This is a genomic window from Paenibacillus sp. FSL H8-0282 (genome assembly GCF_037963825.1).
GTDB lineage: Bacteria > Bacillota > Bacilli > Paenibacillales > Paenibacillaceae > Paenibacillus_AQ > Paenibacillus_AQ odorifer.
Genome location: NZ_CP150146.1, coordinates 6,498,289 through 6,514,984 on the forward strand (window position 1 = coordinate 6,498,289; position 16,696 = coordinate 6,514,984).

Here is a 16,696-nt window from a genome sequence, read left to right on the forward strand (position 1 = left end):
TCGCCCCCTTTCAGGAGCACAATAAAAAGCCGAGCAGTAGGCCCCCCTATCCTGCGCAGGCTCACTACTCAGCTTTCAATTCCATTTCCCTCAAACCTCTCCACTGTAACAACCCGCCTGCTCACCTTCCGCCCTCAGCCCCGTAACCACAAGGGTTGTCACGTACTTACGGGCATCCGCTGTCAGCAGTAACAGCTCTACCGAGCTTTTAGCCGGCTCCCCTCTGACAAACTTTATTCGGGCACCGTCCAAATCCTCTTGGATGCTGGCAATCGTATATCCTTTAAAAAGCAGCCCATCAATCTCCTGCTGTTCTTTGGCATATTCCGCAAAAGCAGACACTAGACAACACCTCCGCTGATTTCTGCCTTAGAAGGAAGAGGAGCCTCCGCTGCAAAACGTTTGCGTTTCAAATATTTTCCCGAACCTGCTTTGCCGACAAATTGTTTGTCACGAATAACAAATTCGCCTCGACTGAGAACAGAAACAGGCTCTCCCTTCACTTCAAAGCCCTCAAACGCATTATAATCTACGTTCATATGGTGCGTGTCCGCAGAAAGGGTTCTTTCTACAGAAGGATCAAAAATGACCAGGTCAGCGTCACTACCTACTGCGACCGTGCCTTTTTGCGGATATAAGCCAAACAGCTTGGCGCTAGAGGTAGCAATAATGTCTACGAATTTGTTCAATGAGATCCGGCCTTTCTGCACACCTTCCGAATATAGAATCGTAAACCGGTCCTCAATGGTCGGCCCACCGTTCGGGATTTTGGAGAAATCGCCCAGCCCCAGATCCTTTTGTCCTTTGAAATCAAACGAGCACTGGTCAGAGCCAATCGTCTGCAAGCTGCCGTTCCATAACGCATCCCACAAAACATCCTGATTCCACTGCTCACGCAGGGGCGGAGACCACACGTATTTAGCACCTTCGAAATTAGGCTTTTCCAGTGCCGTCTGATCCAGCACTAAATACTGTGGACAAGTCTCGCCGTAGACGCGCAGTCCCTTTTTACGCGCTTCAGCAATCTTCCAAGCAGCTTCCGCACAGGTCACGTGTACAACATACAGCTGAGAATCTGTCAGTTCGGTTAGATAAGCTGCGCGTCCCGTAGCTTCACCCTCCAGCTCCGGCGGGCGGGTCAGCGCATGAAAGATCGGATCAGTGTTGCCTGCGGCCAAGGCCTGCTCAACAAGATATTCAATGACATCTCCATTCTCCGCATGCACCATAACGAGTGCACCTTCTTTTTTCGCAGCTTGAAGGGTCTTAAAAAGTGTGCCATCATCCGCCTGAAAAGTATTCTTATAAGCCATAAATACTTTGAGCGAGGTAATGCCTTCATTCTCAATTATCTCCGGAAGCTCACCCAGTACTTTATCGTTTAATTCTGAGACCATAAGGTGGAAGCTGTAATCAATCACCGCTTTATCCTGCGACTTATGATGCCAAGTATCTACGGCTTGCTGTAGCGGTTGTCCTTTGGTGGTTAAGCAAAAATCAATGACTGTGGTCGTTCCGCCATATGCAGCCGCAATAGTTCCCGTCTCAAAATCATCAGCTGTAACCGTGCCGCCAAAAGGCATATCCAGATGGGTATGAGGATCAATACCTCCAGGAAAAACATAACACCCCGAGGCATCTATAATTTCCGCACCAGGGACATCCAAATGAAGGCCAATCTCCGTAATAACCCCGTTTTCAATCGCCACATCGCCTGTATAAGTATCTGCTGCGGTAACGATGATGCCATTTTTAATAATCTTTTTCATCCTTAAACCACCTCCACTTCCGAATAGGTGCCATTCAAACTGCCGATCACTTTCTGCCGCTGATTCCAGGTCAGTGGAGCTGCCCCGGTATCCACTGGAACCATATCGATCGCGCCGTCTGCTGGACAGACAATAGAACAAAGATTACAACCTACACAATCTTCCTCGCGGACCTGTAGAATAGCTTTCCCATCTGCATTAGTTAACATATCAATACACTGATGTGAAGCATCTTCGCAGGCAATATGGCATTTATTACAGTTGATGCAGTTGTTCTCATTAATACGGGCAACAACCTTATAGTTGAGATCCAGATCACCCCAGTTGGAGTAACGGGATACCGATTTACCGATTAACTCTGTTACGGAAGCCAAACCTTTGTCATCCAAATAGTTGTTCAGTCCATCGATCATTTCCTCCACAATCCGGAAGCCATGATGCATGACCGCTGTACATACTTGAATGCCCGTAGCACCCATCAGCATGAATTCAACAACATCCTGCCAGGTGGAAATCCCTCCAATACCGGAGATAGGAATGCCTACTCCCCGGTCACGGGCACACTCGGCCACCATACTAAGCGCAATTGGTTTCACAGCCGGCCCGCAGTAACCGCCATGTGCACCCTGACCCCCAACATTCGGAATTGTGTTCCAGCTATGAATATCTACACCAGCAAGACTGTTGATCGTGTTGATCATACTAATCGCGTCTGCTCCACCCTTAACCGCATGGCGGGCAACGACGGTGATATCCGTAATATTAGGCGTCAGCTTCACAATCACCGGGGTCGTTGCAACTTCTTTTACCCAGGTGGTCTGTGCCTGCACCAGATCAGGCTGCTGCCCCGAAGCAGCGCCCATTCCACGCTCAGCCATCCCGTGCGGACAACCAAAATTAAGTTCCAGGCCGTCTACACCCACATCCTCTACCCGCTTAACAATCTCATGCCATTTATGCTGCGTTGGTTCTACCATCAGGGAGGCTATAATCGCATGATTAGGGAATCTTTTTTTCGTTTCATAGATTTCCTTCAGATTAACTTCAAGCGGACGGTCGGTGATCAGTTCAATATTGTTAAAGCCCGCAACCCGTTGCCCATTGAAATTTACTGCCGCAAAACGCGATGAGGTATTAATGATCGGATCGCCGAGCGTCTTCCACACCGCACCGCCCCAACCTGCTTCAAAGGACCGCTGCACTTGATAACCTGTATTCGTAGGTGGCGCGGAGGCCAGCCAGAACGGATTCGGTGATTTGATTCCTGCGAGATTAATACTTAAATCTGCCATGATGTCCCCTCCCTGTCATGTAAAATCCAATTTGATTTCTACGCTCAGCCCGCTGATCTAACAACGACCTCCTGCTGGCCTGAGAATTGTTTAACAATCGCATGGGCTGCATCTTTTCCCTGCTGTGCCGCTGACACAACCATGGCCTCACCCTTACCTGAACCAAAAATAATGTCCCCAGCGGCATAAATCTGCGGATCGGAGGTTTGGCAGGTGACCTCATCCACCTTAACAACCCCACGGTCATGCATAAGACCTAAGGAATCTATTAGATCCAGACGACGCTTTTGACCAATAGCTATTACAACCGCATTTACAGGAATCAAGAACTCAGAACCCTCGATCGGCATAGGTATTGGACGCCCATCTTTGCCCAGCTCCTCCGTCAGCTTCATCTGCACACATTCCAGTGCGGTTACATTCCCAAGCTCATCACCCACGATACGTTTCGGTAAGGTAAGCCAGCTGAACTCCACACCTTCCTGCTTCGCGAATTCATATTCAAAGTCATATGCCGTCATCTCTTCGCGGGTCCGGCGGTAGACCATTTTCACATTGGTGGCTCCCAGCCGCACTGAGCAAGTCGCTGCATCAATAGCCGTATTCCCTGCCCCAATGACAGCGACCCGCTGATCCATCAGCTCTAGCAGAGGAATGCCCGTCTTAGTAGATTCTACAAGCGCAATAGCGTCATAAACTCCAGCCATTTTTTCACCTTCAATCCCTATTGGAGGCACATATCCCATACCCGCTGCCAAAACGATAGCATCATAATTCGACTTCAGCTCATCTACAGAAACATCCACTCCGACTTTTACACCTGTACGTATTTCCACACCCAGCTTCTCTACCTGCTCTACTTCCCAAAGAGATACAGACTGCGGGAGCCGAAACGATACAATCCCATGTGTATCCAGCCCACCCGCTAACGCCTTTGCTTCGTAGATCACAACAGCAAAACCTTCACGGGCGAGCTCCCTAGCCGCAGACAATCCCGCAGGACCACCACCAATTACGGCTACCTTTTTCCCATTAGGGGTGCCAGCCTTAAATAATTGAACTCCGCTGTTCATCGCCCAATCTGTCGCATAACGCTGCAGCAGTCCGATTTGGATCGGCGCCGAGGCATCATTTAACACACAGGCTCCTTCACACAGCTCATCTGTAGGACAAACACGAGCACAGCTGGCACCCACAGGATTGGAATCCATAATCGTCTGTGCCGAGCCTTTCAAATTGTCAGTAGCGATCCGTTTGATAAAGGAGGGAATATTAATGCTGGTCGGACATGCTTTTATACATGGGGCATCGTAGCAATATAGACAGCGATTAGACTCATCCAGGGCACCTTTATGGGTCAGAGGCGGCTCAGCCTCGGCGAAATTGCGCATGAACATATCAGGTGTAAATGCTGTTAACGGAGATGAATGCTCCATCACTAGTCCCTCCTTATGGGTAATTTTTCATATTTGTGTTATATAATATAACATTATTTCAAGTTTTGTCTGAATATTTTGCTTACATCTTTAATTTATTGTAGTAATATAAGCATTAATAGAAATTATCTCTCAACGTTCTTCCTGATTAGGTTATATATACTAACATCCGTTAATCAAACTATAGTCATTTCGAATTTTCGTTGCATTAGACACTTTGTCTAATTTCAAAACTGTATTTTTTACGTGTGAGAATAGGCTGAGAATAACAGGGCGTTAGCCGAAGGCCAGAGCGCAGAAGATCGAGGGGGAGTAACTATGGACTGGGAGCTTGTATTAACCATTCGTGACGCTTTAAAAAGACCACTATTCGCAGAAGCCGAGGTGATCGGCGGGAAAAGCGGCCTAAGCCGTGCCATTCGCTGGGTGCATGTGCTGGAAAGTGCCAACTTCGAGACTCTGATTCATGGCGAAGAAATGATTTTGACTACGGGGATTGGTGCAAGTGTCGATCTCCCTTCCTCCTTGGAGTTTATGCAGAACCTGATCGACAAAAATGCAGCTTGCCTATGTATTGAGTTAGGTACGTATTTCAGCACCATCCCGCAAGAGATGATCGACTTAGCCGACAGGCATGACTTTCCGCTAATCATCTTCACCCGCACGGTTCGTTTCGTAGATATCACGTTGGATCTTCACTCGATTATCATTAACCGGCATCACCGGATGCTCCAAGAACTTGAAAAAATCTCACGTGAATTCCACCGCCTGACCTTAACTTCACAAGGAACGCTGAAAGTGCTGCAATTATTGTGCAAAAGTACCCGCACACAAATTGTCTATATGCAGCTGCAAGGCAAACCCTTATTTTTTCCGGCACTTCCGCCGGAAGAGCAGGCTCCATTGCTGAATTTTTTCACCGCCTTCGGCGACGAGCTGGAAGGAATTCAACCTGACGTTGCCCCCTATATCCGGGAATATGGACAGAAGACCATCGCGCTCAAGCCTGTAGGTGCGCTGGATCAGACCTGGGCTTACATTCTGATGGTATGCAATCACAAACCACAGGAGTTCGACTGTCTGCTGCTGGATTCCGCCTCTTTGTCCATTGCACAAGAGCTGCTGCGGACGCGGTATATGGAGGAGCGTAAGCTTTTTTCAGAAAATCTATGGGTCGACGAGCTGATCAATGGCCGCATCGAAGATGATAACCGCTTAAAGGGCCTGATCGGCTCCAATTTCAACGTGGTCAACGAGCTCCCTTACCGTGTATGCCTTATAGAGATCAAGAACCCCAGAGATGTAAAATGGAACAGCTCGGAGAACGAATGGGAGTCCATTACCTTCCACCTTTCGCTCATCCTGCGTTCCATCTTTGAGAAATATTCTTTACGTCCGCTGATCACCCTTAAGAACAATCGCCTCACCGTCATCGCCCTCGATATCCAATCGAAAATGCCTGGAAAAATGCGACTTCAACAAGCACTTGAAGCCCTGCAGAACATCCGCTCCGATGAGAAGCTCAAGGATTTGCAGCTCGTCATTGGAGTCAGCAAATCGCATAAGCGCCTAAAACGAGCCTATTCCGGTTATCAGGAAGCCCTACAGGCATTGTCGTTATACTCCTGTTACCAGAAGTCACTACTCTTCTATGAAGAGCTGGGTGTATTCCAGCTGCTGTTGAGCTTAAATGACGGAAAAACGTTGCAGAACTTCATTCGCAGTTATCTCGGCCCGCTAATCGACCACGACCAAACCAAAGGCAGCGAGCTGCTGCTTACCCTTCGTGTTTATCTGGATCATGATGGTTCCAAACAAATTGCCGCTCGAAACCTATTCATTGTCAGACAGTCCCTTTATTATCGCCTGGACAAAATAACAGAGCTACTGGGTGAAGACTTCATGCAGCCAGAGAATCGGATCTCCATTCAAGTCGCCCTGCGCGCTTACCAATTTCTATATCCAGACAAAATCACTTTACCTAGCCCCCGTTCAGCACAGATTTAAAGGTATCGATAATAAATTCTATATCTTCATCCGTGGAGGATAACGGCGGGGCGAAGGTAAGCACGTTGTTGAACCCAGCTACGGTATCGCCATTTTTACCGATGATAAGCCCCTTGGACTTACATTCGGCAATAATCCCCTTCACAATATTCAGATCAACAGGTTTCTTACTGACCTTGTCTTCAACCAGCTCAATCCCTGTCACCAAACCAAAGCTGCGGACATCACCTACAAGCTTGTGATCAAGCAGCTCAGTAAATTCTGTATTTATTCTTTTACCTAAAAGATCCGCACGTTCCACCAGCTTCTCCTGCTCGATAATCTCCAGATTACGCAGCGCCAGCGCACAGGAAGCAGGGTTACCACCAAAAGTATTCACATGGCGAAAATGCCCATAGTCATCGCTATTGTCCTTAAATACCTCATAGATATCCTTACGAACAGCAGTGGCAGATAGAGGAAGATAAGCGCTAGTCAGTCCCTTAGCCATCGTTACGATGTCAGGCTTCACATTAAAGTTGTGATGACCAAACTTACGTCCAGAACGTCCGAATCCACAAATCACCTCATCCATAATGAGCAACACACCGTGCTTACGGCAGATTTCCTGCACCCGATCCAAATAAACCTGATGCGGTACAATGACGCCACCACCCGTAATTACAGGCTCCATAATCACCGCAGCTACCGTCTCCACGCCTTCCCAGATGATCATATCCTCTATGGACTGTGCACACTGGAGATTGAATTCTTCCACAGTCATCCCAGCCGGGCGGCGATAGCTGTCCGGGGGAGCTACATGCAGAAAACCACCCGCCAACGGTTCATATTTATATTTGCGCTGGGCCTGGCCCGTTGCAGATAATGCCCCAAGTGAACTGCCATGGTACCCACGATAACGGGCAATGAATTTATGGCGATAATGCTGGCCGATTTGCTGCTGGTACTGGCGGGCCATTTTGAAAGCAGCCTCATTGGCTTCCGATCCACTATTGGAAAAAAAGATCACATAATCGTCTCCGAGCCACTCATTCAGCTTCTCCGCCAGCGCAATCGCCGGGAGATGACTTTGTGTCAGAGGAAAATATGGCAGGGTCAGCAATTGATTGTAAGCAGCTTCCGCCAGCTCCTTGCGCCCGTATCCCACATTTACACACCACAGGCCAGACATCCCGTCCAAAAATCGATTGCCCTGTATATCTGTAATCCACGACCCACTTGCCGAGGCGGCAATCATAGGCGGGTTCTTTTCACTATAAGGTGTAATGTTGTGCCATAAATATTCCTGATCCTTCTTCACCGCAAGCTCACTATCGTTCCCCAGAATCTGCATAACATTTTCTCCTCTCAGCAGTTCATTTTCTCTAATAACGGGCAGTGATCATCTTTTTACGCGTATAGAACTCCACCCCATCACGGCCATTGGCATGCAGGTCTCCATAGAACGATTTCTTATAACCCGAGAAGGGGAAAAATGCCATGGGGGCAGGCACACCCAGATTCACACCCAACATCCCTGCATCAATTTCTTCCCGAAATTCACGGATCGCCTTTGCGCTATCTGTATAAATGCACGCCCCATTCGCGAATGGGGACTGATTCGTTACCGCAATCGCTTCACTCAGACTTTTCACACGAATCACAGACAATACCGGCGCAAAAATTTCATCCTTCCAGAGGGTCATTCCCGGCTGTACATGATCAAATATCGTCGGCCCGATAAAATAACCCGCACCCCCCGTAGCCGCATCCTTCCGCCCATCTCTCACAAGCTTGGCTGCCTCAGCTTCACCAGTCTCAATGTAATAAAGCGTCCGCTCCTTATTCGACTGACGAATTACCGGACCCAAAAACACCCCATCATCCGCGCCATTACCAATTTTAAGCTCATCCGCAGCCGCAGCCAGACGGTTCACTAGCTCGTCAGCGATATCCTCATGAACCACTACGACCGAGCAAGCCATACACCGCTCACCTGCCGAGCCAAAGGAAGCCGCAATGATATTTTTGACCGCATTGTCCAGCTCCGCATCAGGCAGCACAATCGAGTGATTCTTGGCTCCAGCTAGCGCCTGCACCCGTTTTCCCTGCGCTGTCCCTGTCTTATATACATATTCCGCAACCGGCTGCGAACCGACGAACGAAATCGCCTTCACTTCATCATGCTCCAGCATCCCATTCACAACCTCGTGCGCCCCATGTATCACATTCAGTACACCTGGAGGAAAGCCCGCTTCGGCAAATAACTCTGCCAATCGATTAACCAGCAGCGGCGTCCGTTCAGAAGGCTTCAGCACAAAGGTATTTCCACAAGCGATGGCAAGCGGAAACATCCAACAAGGAACCATCATCGGAAAATTAAACGGGGCAATCCCCCCGATCACCCCCAATGGATAACGGTACATCCCGGATTCAATTCCGGTAGCAATGTCTGGAAGCTGGCTGCCCATCATCAACGTGGGGATGCCTGCGGCAAATTCCACACACTCAATTCCACGCTGCACCTCACCTTGCGCCTCTTCCAGACTTTTGCCATTCTCCAGCGTAATCAGCTCGGCCAGCTCATGCCAATGCTTTACCAGCAGCTGTTGATATTGAAAAAAATAGCGGGCACGACGCGGCACAGCGACCCTTTTCCACGCTTGAAATGCCGCCGCAGCCGCTTCTACCGCCGCACCCAGCTCTTCCTTACTGGAAATGGGCACATAAGCAATCACTTCACCCGTCGCCGGATTATAAACCTCTTCATCTCGCCCGGACGACGATTCTACCCAAGCTCCATTCACATAATTCTTAACTCTTTCAGCCTGCGTTACTAGGAGAGACATAGCTCGCACCCCTTTCTCTGTTTCAGATGCACTGATGGACTGCTGATTATAATAGATGACCGCCAGATCAGGCGGCCATCCACTATAACATTAAGCTCAGTTAGTTATTTTGCCGCCATTTCTACGATTTCGTTCGTATAAGCCTCATCTACCTTAACCGGTTCTTTAATGACACCAAATTTAAGCGAAATATCAGCGGTTTGCTGGAACGCCGCCGCATCGGTATATCCCATCTTGGCACTGTCAAAGCCTTCAGGCAGAATCAGCTTGGCAACCTCAGTCATCATTGTCAGCTGATGTTCCTTCGTCGTACTGCCGTCTTCCGCTTGCTTCATCACACTGTCCACGGCAGCTGCAGGATCAGCAATTGCATCTTTCCAGCCCTTCAGGGAGGCACGTACAAACTTTGCTGCAGTCTCTTTATTCTCCGCAAGCCATTCCTTATTCGCGAACAAGTTATCCTCAAGCATCGCAACGCCTTCTGTATTCATGTCGATGACGTTCAGATCCTCAGCCTTAATACCTGACTCCAACACCACTTGGTACTCGTTATAAGTCATCGCTGAGGCCGCATCGATCTGATCGCCCAAGAACTGATCCATCGTGAACCCTTGCTTCGTAAAGCTTAGGTCCTTATTCGGATCGAACTTATATTTATCGAATAACGCTAATAGTTCAAATTCGTTGCCACCCATCCAGTTGCCGACTTTTTTACCCTTAAGATCAGCGGCTGAGTTAATGCCAGCAGTTTTTTTGGAGACCAGGACCAATCCGCTCTTTTGATAGATTTGCGCGATCTGCACCAGCGGCATTCCCTCTTCAAGACTCGGCAGCAAGCTGGCTACCCAACCCACACCGATATCTGCGGAGCCACCTGCCACTTGCTGTTCCGGAACGATATCAGGCCCACCCGGCAGAATTTCTACATCCAAGCCTTCTTCCTTGTAATATCCTTTATCCTGCGCCACAAAATACCCAGCGAATTGCGCCTGCGGCACCCATTTCAGCTGTAGCTTCACTGTAACTGGATCAGCAGCCGGTTCAGTAGCAGCACTTGCTTCAGGAGCTGCTGAAGCTTCAGGGGCAGTCGTAGCTTCAGCTGCCGAGTTATTATTGTTGCCACCGCAACCCGCCATTAAAGAAACACTCAACATCATCACGATTGCCAACAAACCACCACGAAATTTGCGTTTTTTCCCGTTCATCAATCGAACTCCCCCTATCGTAATTTAAGTTTGTAACAAGCACAGTATGGACAATCATCGTGGTGCGTTTATGCATACAGCCGTGGGCGGTTTCTCTTTTCCATTCCCACTATGGCCGGATGTAATGAGGGTAAGATTAAGTACGCTGCGAAGGATGCCACTTAATGAATACTTTCTCCAGCCGCTCAACCACTAAATAGAAGAGCACGCCTGCAATCGCAGCCAACACAATACAGGACCAACCCAGTGGCATTTTGGCAACTTTAATGGAATTGGAGAGCAGATATCCAAGCCCTTTTGAGGAGAAAAAGAATTCCCCAACAATGGCACCAATCATACTGGCAGTAGCATTAATCTTGAGTGCTGTAAATACATAGGGCAGACTGCTCTGAATCCGCAGATAACGGAATACCGCCGGTTTACCCGCCGCATAAGAATGCATCAGATCCAGCGCCAATGGATCAATCGCCGCCATACCTTTATAGGCGTTGATCGCCATCGCTGCCATTGTAGTTGCGGTTACTATGGCAATTCGTGAGCCTATCCCATCTCCAAACCACAGATTCATGATGGGCGCGAGGGCGACGATAGGCACAGCATTTAGGGCGGCAACCAGCGTCAAGCTTCCACTCCCCCAGCGCGGCCAAGCTGTCGCGACTAAAGCGATCAGGAAGCCGATAGCAGAACCAGCCAACATTCCCAGCACAGCTTCAGCAAGAGTGTATCCGGTATAGGACAGCAACAAGCTGAAATTATCTCGCATGGTTTCGGCGATGGCTGTAGGCAGCGGGAGTTGATATTTTTTCAGATCAAAGATCTTATGAAAAAATTGAAATTCCCATAGTGCAAGAAATAACAGACCTGCCAGTACAGGCAGCAGCACCCCTGCGCTAAATATCCTCTTCAGCATTCGTGAGCCGCCGCGACTCGCCGTAGCTTCCGCAGGTTTCGGAACGGCTACAGCATTCTTTGGTGTAGCCGTTAGCGCCGGCTGAGCCATTTCTTTACCAGTAGAGCCTATAAACGTGGTCTCCCGAACGGAGTTAGTTTCCATTAGCGGCTGCCTCCTTTCGGACGAAATTCAGGCTGCCAAGGCGTTACCAGGCGTTCTATCAGACTGATTAACCAGTAGCTTACGATTCCCAGCAAGGCACCCACAATCACCGTAGACCAGAACATATAGGTGTGAGAGCTTCCATAATAGAGATTGCGCAGCATAATTACACCAATGCCATGCTGGGCACCCATAAGCTCCACCAGAATAGCTCCAGTCACAGCAAGTGGGGCAGCTATCTTAAGCCCACCGAACAAACCCGGCAAAGCCGCCGGAAATCTGAGTTTCCAATAGACCGCCCAAGGTTTCGCCGCGTAAGAATGCATCAATTCGAGCGCTGATGGATCTACACTCCGCAAGCCGCGCAGCATGTTCAGAGCCACCGGGAAAAAGGTGATATATCCCGAAATAATAATCCGTGAGGTCTGTTCATCGCGCACAATCCCGTAGATGATGGGTGCCAACCCCAGAATCGGAATCATCTGCGAGGCAATAGCATAAGGAAAAGTTAATTGCTCTATTGTCTTCGACAAGCTCATCAGCACCGCCAATGAGGCACCAGCTACCGCTCCAATCAGGAAGCCAACACCAGCATTACCGAAGGTCGCAGCCCCCTCCTTCAAGAGCGTGCCTCCATACTGCCATAAGGTAGCTAACACCTCATGAACATATGGCAGCTTGGACTGTGCTAACGGCGTCTCCACCACATGGAGCAGCATCCAGGAAGTCCCTTCCCAGACTAGCAGCAGGCCAAAAATCCAGACGAACAACGGCAGCAGACGACCTCGCACAAAGATACTGCCCCCTTTCATCACTACACCCCTTCGAAGCTGTCGCGAATACGTGCGATCAGTTCGAAAAACTCTGGGCTATTTCTCATTTCCGCCGTTCGCGGACGTGGCAGAGGAATTTCGACCACAGCGGACAAGCGACCTGGATGCGGGGAAAGAACAAACACCCGGTCAGAGAGGAATATAGATTCAGGAATACTATGAGTTACAAAAACAATTGTGTTCTGCACTTTACTCCAGACAGACAATAACTCTTCATTCAATCGCTCACGCGTAAATTCATCCAGTGCAGAGAACGGCTCATCCATGAGCAGAATTTCCGGCTCCATCGATAGTGCTCTAGCAATCGCTACACGCTGCTGCATCCCGCCGCTGAGCTGCCACGGATATTTATCCGCAAAGCTCTGCAGCCCCACCAGATCAAGAAGCTCCATCGCCTTTTCCTCACGGATTGACTTCTTTACCCCCATCAGCTCCAGTGGCAATGTGATGTTATGCTTCACTTTCCGCCAGTCGTATAACACTGGACTTTGAAAAACAATGCCATATTTTTGCGCCAGCCTGGCTTCTCTGGCACTTTTCCCAGCTACCACAATGTTCCCGCCTGTTGGTGCTATGAGATCGGCCATCAGTCTAAGCAGCGTCGTTTTGCCACATCCGGAAGGTCCGAGCAGGGAGACGAACTCCCCTTTTGCAATATCAAGACTCACCTGATGCAGGGCAAGCACTTCCGCAGCTTCTGTCCGATAACGCATTTCAACATTTTCCAGCTGAATCTCAGGAATATTTGTCGCTAGTGATGACATCCTCAGCCCCCCCTTTTCAAAATAAGCCATGTTTATAATGTTATATAAACTGACGCTATTTAGATAAAATAAAGAAAACTTCTATTGCATGTAGTATTAACTAACATGTTACACGCTGCTCACTGGACTCTCACTAGACAATTAGTAAAATAGCTCCTGTTAAATTGCGTCATTTTGTCTAGGAGACATTTTTTTGACCACAAACCCGAAGTATTTTTTTTATATCCGCAGATATGTGGTAATATTTATCCATATCTTTCCTCGGTAGGTGACAATAGACCCATGGGATCTATAATCTCGAATTATATTGTAATTGTTGCTATATCAGGTGTGCTGAGTGTCTTACTAGCCCTTTTCGCCTATTATAAAAAAACTGATTTCTTAGGAATCAGGGCTTTTGTTATAAGCTCCTTTACCTCTGCTATTTACACCTTCGGTTTCGCATTAGAATTATCGGGGAAAACTCTGGAGGAAATCAGCTTCTGGATTAAGTTAGAATATCTGGGGATGCCCTTTATTGCGCCGGCTAGTCTAATCATGGTGATCCATTTCGTTGGGCTGGAGACGCTGTTTAAAAAAGGCATACGGGCGGCGTTATTTATCATTCCATTCATTACAACGCTACTGGTCTGGACCAATGATTACCATCATCTCTTCTATAAATCCATTTATTTACGGGAAAATACGCCCACCCCACTCGTTGATGTTGTGATGGGACCTTGGTATATCGTTCACGGCAGCTTTACTTTCGGCTGTCTGCTGGCAGCCATTTGCCTCATGATATGGCAGTGGAACCGGATGAAAAGGGTATACCGCAGGCAGATCATCACAATAATAATCGGGTTAAGCCTTCCAACCCTCGGCGCTTTTTTGTATCTGATAGGCTTGACTCCTTACGGAATGGATCCCGTCCCGATCATTATGAGCCTAACCTCCTCCCTATATATTTGGGCTATTTTATCCCGGGGCATGTTAACGGCTGCACCTATTGCTCGTGAGAATCTGTTCGAGAGCATGCGGGAGGGAGTGCTTGTCACCGACCGCTCGGACATGCTCGTCGATTACAATCGTGCAGCCGCGGATATGATAGAGGGGCTCAACTCCTCATCGATTGGCAAACCGCTAGCACAATTGTTTCTTAACGCAGGCAAAGATGCCTTGTCCTATGTGATGGATGCCGAGCCACTGTTGCGCGAAGAACGGGAAGTGGCTTGGAACAAAGCAGAGGAGATCTGCTATTATCAAATCCGCTCCTCTCCGGTACAGAAACAAGAAGGGCACATAGCAGGACAGATGATCATGCTGATTGACGTGACTGAACGAATACTGCTTCAGGAGAAGCTGCGTCAATTGGCTACGATGGACAGCCTAACGGGTATCTATAACCGCTCCTATTTTTTGGAGCTGAGTCAAGCATTGCTTGCCCGGGCTGCCAGCCTGCGAAGCTCATTATCTATGATTTTGCTGGATGTGGACTTCTTCAAGAGCATTAATGACCGCTATGGGCATCAATATGGAGATCAAGCTCTACAGCATATTGTCCAGGTGTGCAGCAGACATCTGCGGGAGGGAGATCTCTTTGGCCGTTATGGTGGTGAGGAATTTGTGATCTGTCTGCCAGAGACGTCACTGAAGCAAGCAGCATTGCTCTGCGAAACTATCCGCGCGGATATTGAACAAAGCACCTTATATACCGTCATCGGGCCCATTAATGTGACCGCAAGCTTTGGAGTTGTGGAGGCCCTAAATCCAGAGGCCACTCTAGAAGAACTGCTATCTGAAGCCGACCATGCTCTGTATAGCTCCAAACGGAATGGACGCAACGCTGTGCATCTCTCCCAAAGGTCAGAAATCATTCTTTTCAAGCCTGTTTAATGACAATCATGTCCCTTCCTGCGCATTCAACAACTGGCCTTATTTTTCATAGTCTGTTTTTAAGTTTAATAAGAGTTATCTGAAAAACTAATCAGAGTGTTGAGAGTAAAATTTGCTTGATGGGATATGGAGGCGTAAGAAATAATGAGGAACCATACAATGATGCAGTTTTTTGAATGGCATGTTGCTGCGGACGGGAAACACTGGGATCGCTTAAAAGAAACTGCACCCGCGCTAAAAGCCGTAGGCATTGATTCTGTTTGGGTACCTCCTGTGACAAAGGCCGTCTCCGCTGACGATACAGGCTATGGCGTGTATGATCTATACGATCTGGGCGAATATGACCAAAAAGGTACGGTACGCACCAAATATGGCACCAAACAAGCACTGATCAACGCAATTTCGGAATGTCAAAAGAATGGCATCGCCGTTTACGTTGATTTGGTGATGAATCATAAGGCTGGCGCGGATGAAAAGGAAGTATTCCAAGTCATCGAGGTCGACCCCAATGATCGGATGAAAGAAATTTCGAAACCTTTCGAGATTGAGGGCTGGACAAAATTCACCTTCCCTGGCCGCGGGAATGAACACTCTGCCTTTAAGTGGAATCACAATCATTTTAACGGCACTGACTTTGACGCCAAAGAAGAGCGAACCGGCGTATTCCGTATAGTAGGCGAGAATAAAGCGTGGAATCAGAATGTTGACGACGAGTTCGGAAACTATGATTATCTAATGTTCGCTAATATTGATTACAGCCATCCGGAAGTCAAAAAAGAAATGATCCAATGGGGAAAATGGCTGGTGGATACCCTCCACTGCAGCGGCTTCCGCTTGGACGCCATCAAACATATCAACCATGAGTTTGTTAAAGAATTCGCGGTAGAGATGTTTAATAAATGCGAGAAGGATTTCTATATCGTCGGTGAATTCTGGAATTCCGACTTAGAGTCCTGTCGACAATTTCTGAATACCGTCGATTATAAAATTGACCTCTTCGATGTATCCCTTCACTACAAGCTGCATTCAGCTTCTTTGGAGGGCAGAAACTATGATCTGACCAAAATTCTTGATGACACACTGGTGCAGACCCATCCCACCAATGCTGTAACCTTCGTTGACAATCATGATTCTCAGCCTCACGAAGCCCTGGAATCCTGGGTAGATGATTGGTTCAAGCAAAGTGCTTACGCGCTTATCCTGCTGCGACGGGATGGATATCCTGTGGTCTTTTACGGGGATTATTATGGGATCGAAGGACCAACACCTGTAGCAGGTAAAAAAGATGCGATTGACCCTCTGCTGTATACCCGCTATCACAAAGCTTATGGTGAACAGAAGGATTATTTCGATCATCCTAACACGATTGGCTGGACACGGCTCGGCGTGGAGGATATTGAACACTCCGGTTGTGCGGTTGTGATCAGTAATGGTGAGAATGGCCAGAAGAGAATGTTCGTAGGAGAACATCGCGCCGGTGAAGCATGGGTGGATTTCACCCATAACCATAAAGCCACCATAACCATTGAAAAAGATGGTTGGGCGACCTTCCCGGTCAATGGCGGCAGCGTCTCCGTCTGGGCTTTGCCAGATGCAGAAGCTGACAAGAAGTAAACCTGATTAAAAAGGTGCC

General features: G+C 48.3%; 13 protein-coding genes. 3 read left to right on the forward strand and 10 right to left on the reverse strand.

Features of this window, described 5'->3' with window-relative positions; translation table 11 throughout:
• Nucleotides 1-90 precede the first annotated feature (90 nt).
• Genes NST94_RS28230 through NST94_RS28245 form a run of 4 tightly spaced genes read right to left on the reverse strand, consistent with a single transcriptional unit; the run spans nt 91 to nt 4,497 of the window.
• Nucleotides 91-342 carry a hypothetical protein gene (locus NST94_RS28230; protein ID WP_339170343.1) on the reverse strand — a complete coding sequence of 84 codons (252 nt, stop codon included), beginning with the start codon at nt 340-342 and terminating at the stop codon, nt 91-93.
• Nucleotides 342-1,769: a dihydropyrimidinase gene (gene hydA / locus NST94_RS28235; protein ID WP_076301473.1), complete on the reverse strand. Its 1,428-nt coding sequence runs from the start codon at nt 1,767-1,769 to the stop codon at nt 342-344. The genes NST94_RS28230 and hydA overlap by 1 nt, the downstream gene beginning before the upstream one ends.
• Nucleotides 1,770-1,771: 2 nt before the next feature.
• Nucleotides 1,772-3,061: an NAD-dependent dihydropyrimidine dehydrogenase subunit PreA gene (gene preA, locus NST94_RS28240; protein WP_076124028.1), complete on the reverse strand. Its 1,290-nt coding sequence runs from the start codon at nt 3,059-3,061 to the stop codon at nt 1,772-1,774.
• A gap of 44 nt (nt 3,062-3,105) precedes the next feature.
• Complete coding sequence (locus NST94_RS28245; RefSeq protein WP_339281492.1) at nt 3,106-4,497, reverse strand: NAD(P)-dependent oxidoreductase; 1,392 nt, start codon at nt 4,495-4,497, stop codon at nt 3,106-3,108.
• Nucleotides 4,498-4,815: 318 nt separating this feature from the next.
• Here NST94_RS28245 and NST94_RS28250 point away from each other — a divergent pair, with 318 nt between their 5' ends.
• The gene (locus tag NST94_RS28250; RefSeq protein ID WP_076181983.1) at nt 4,816-6,504 is read left to right on the forward strand and encodes a PucR family transcriptional regulator; all 1,689 of its coding nucleotides are present in this window, start codon (nt 4,816-4,818) and stop codon (nt 6,502-6,504) included.
• Here the strand turns inward: NST94_RS28250 and NST94_RS28255 are convergent.
• The 6 genes from NST94_RS28255 to NST94_RS28280 form a co-directional block, all read right to left on the reverse strand.
• Nucleotides 6,479-7,837, reverse strand: a complete 1,359-nt coding sequence (locus NST94_RS28255; protein WP_339188834.1) for an aspartate aminotransferase family protein — start codon at nt 7,835-7,837, stop codon at nt 6,479-6,481. The genes NST94_RS28250 and NST94_RS28255 overlap by 26 nt on opposite strands.
• A gap of 31 nt (nt 7,838-7,868) precedes the next feature.
• Entirely contained in the window at nt 7,869-9,332 is a 1,464-nt protein-coding gene (locus NST94_RS28260; protein ID WP_339170353.1) for a CoA-acylating methylmalonate-semialdehyde dehydrogenase, read from the reverse strand.
• Between the two features lie 104 nt (nt 9,333-9,436).
• Nucleotides 9,437-10,537 (reverse strand): ABC transporter substrate-binding protein, encoded by a 1,101-nt coding sequence (locus NST94_RS28265; protein ID WP_076181976.1) that lies wholly within the window; start codon nt 10,535-10,537, stop codon nt 9,437-9,439.
• Between the two features lie 136 nt (nt 10,538-10,673).
• Nucleotides 10,674-11,591: an ABC transporter permease gene (locus NST94_RS28270; protein ID WP_081391780.1), complete on the reverse strand. Its 918-nt coding sequence runs from the start codon at nt 11,589-11,591 to the stop codon at nt 10,674-10,676.
• Nucleotides 11,591-12,403, reverse strand: coding sequence for an ABC transporter permease (locus tag NST94_RS28275; protein ID WP_339245375.1), 813 nt, complete (start codon nt 12,401-12,403; stop codon nt 11,591-11,593). Before NST94_RS28275 ends, NST94_RS28270 begins: the two co-directional genes overlap by 1 nt.
• 2 nt (nt 12,404-12,405) lie before the next feature.
• Nucleotides 12,406-13,188 (reverse strand): ABC transporter ATP-binding protein, encoded by a 783-nt coding sequence (locus NST94_RS28280; RefSeq protein ID WP_036682061.1) that lies wholly within the window; start codon nt 13,186-13,188, stop codon nt 12,406-12,408.
• Nucleotides 13,189-13,470: 282 nt separating this feature from the next.
• Here NST94_RS28280 and NST94_RS28285 point away from each other — a divergent pair, with 282 nt between their 5' ends.
• The gene (locus NST94_RS28285; RefSeq protein WP_076124039.1) at nt 13,471-15,063 is read left to right on the forward strand and encodes a histidine kinase N-terminal 7TM domain-containing protein; all 1,593 of its coding nucleotides are present in this window, start codon (nt 13,471-13,473) and stop codon (nt 15,061-15,063) included.
• 141 nt (nt 15,064-15,204) lie between these two features.
• Nucleotides 15,205-16,677 (forward strand): alpha-amylase, encoded by a 1,473-nt coding sequence (locus NST94_RS28290; RefSeq protein ID WP_076191713.1) that lies wholly within the window; start codon nt 15,205-15,207, stop codon nt 16,675-16,677.
• Nucleotides 16,678-16,696 lie beyond the last annotated feature (19 nt).

Bases quoted from the DNA above. Each gene is read 5' to 3' on its own strand.
- hydA (WP_076301473.1), bottom strand. From the start codon at position 1,769: ATGAAAAAGATTATTAAAAATGGCATCATCGTTACCGCAGCAGATACT.
- NST94_RS28260 (WP_339170353.1), bottom strand. From the start codon at position 9,332: ATGTCTCTCCTAGTAACGCAGGCTGAAAGAGTTAAGAATTATGTGAAT.
- preA (WP_076124028.1), bottom strand. From the start codon at position 3,061: ATGGCAGATTTAAGTATTAATCTCGCAGGAATCAAATCACCGAATCCG.
- NST94_RS28250 (WP_076181983.1), top strand. From the start codon at position 4,816: ATGGACTGGGAGCTTGTATTAACCATTCGTGACGCTTTAAAAAGACCA.
- NST94_RS28255 (WP_339188834.1), bottom strand. From the start codon at position 7,837: ATGCAGATTCTGGGGAACGATAGTGAGCTTGCGGTGAAGAAGGATCAG.
- NST94_RS28280 (WP_036682061.1), bottom strand. From the start codon at position 13,188: ATGTCATCACTAGCGACAAATATTCCTGAGATTCAGCTGGAAAATGTT.
- NST94_RS28275 (WP_339245375.1), bottom strand. From the start codon at position 12,403: ATGAAAGGGGGCAGTATCTTTGTGCGAGGTCGTCTGCTGCCGTTGTTC.
- NST94_RS28270 (WP_081391780.1), bottom strand. From the start codon at position 11,591: ATGGAAACTAACTCCGTTCGGGAGACCACGTTTATAGGCTCTACTGGT.
- NST94_RS28285 (WP_076124039.1), top strand. From the start codon at position 13,471: ATGGGATCTATAATCTCGAATTATATTGTAATTGTTGCTATATCAGGT.
- NST94_RS28265 (WP_076181976.1), bottom strand. From the start codon at position 10,537: ATGAACGGGAAAAAACGCAAATTTCGTGGTGGTTTGTTGGCAATCGTG.
- NST94_RS28245 (WP_339281492.1), bottom strand. From the start codon at position 4,497: ATGGAGCATTCATCTCCGTTAACAGCATTTACACCTGATATGTTCATG.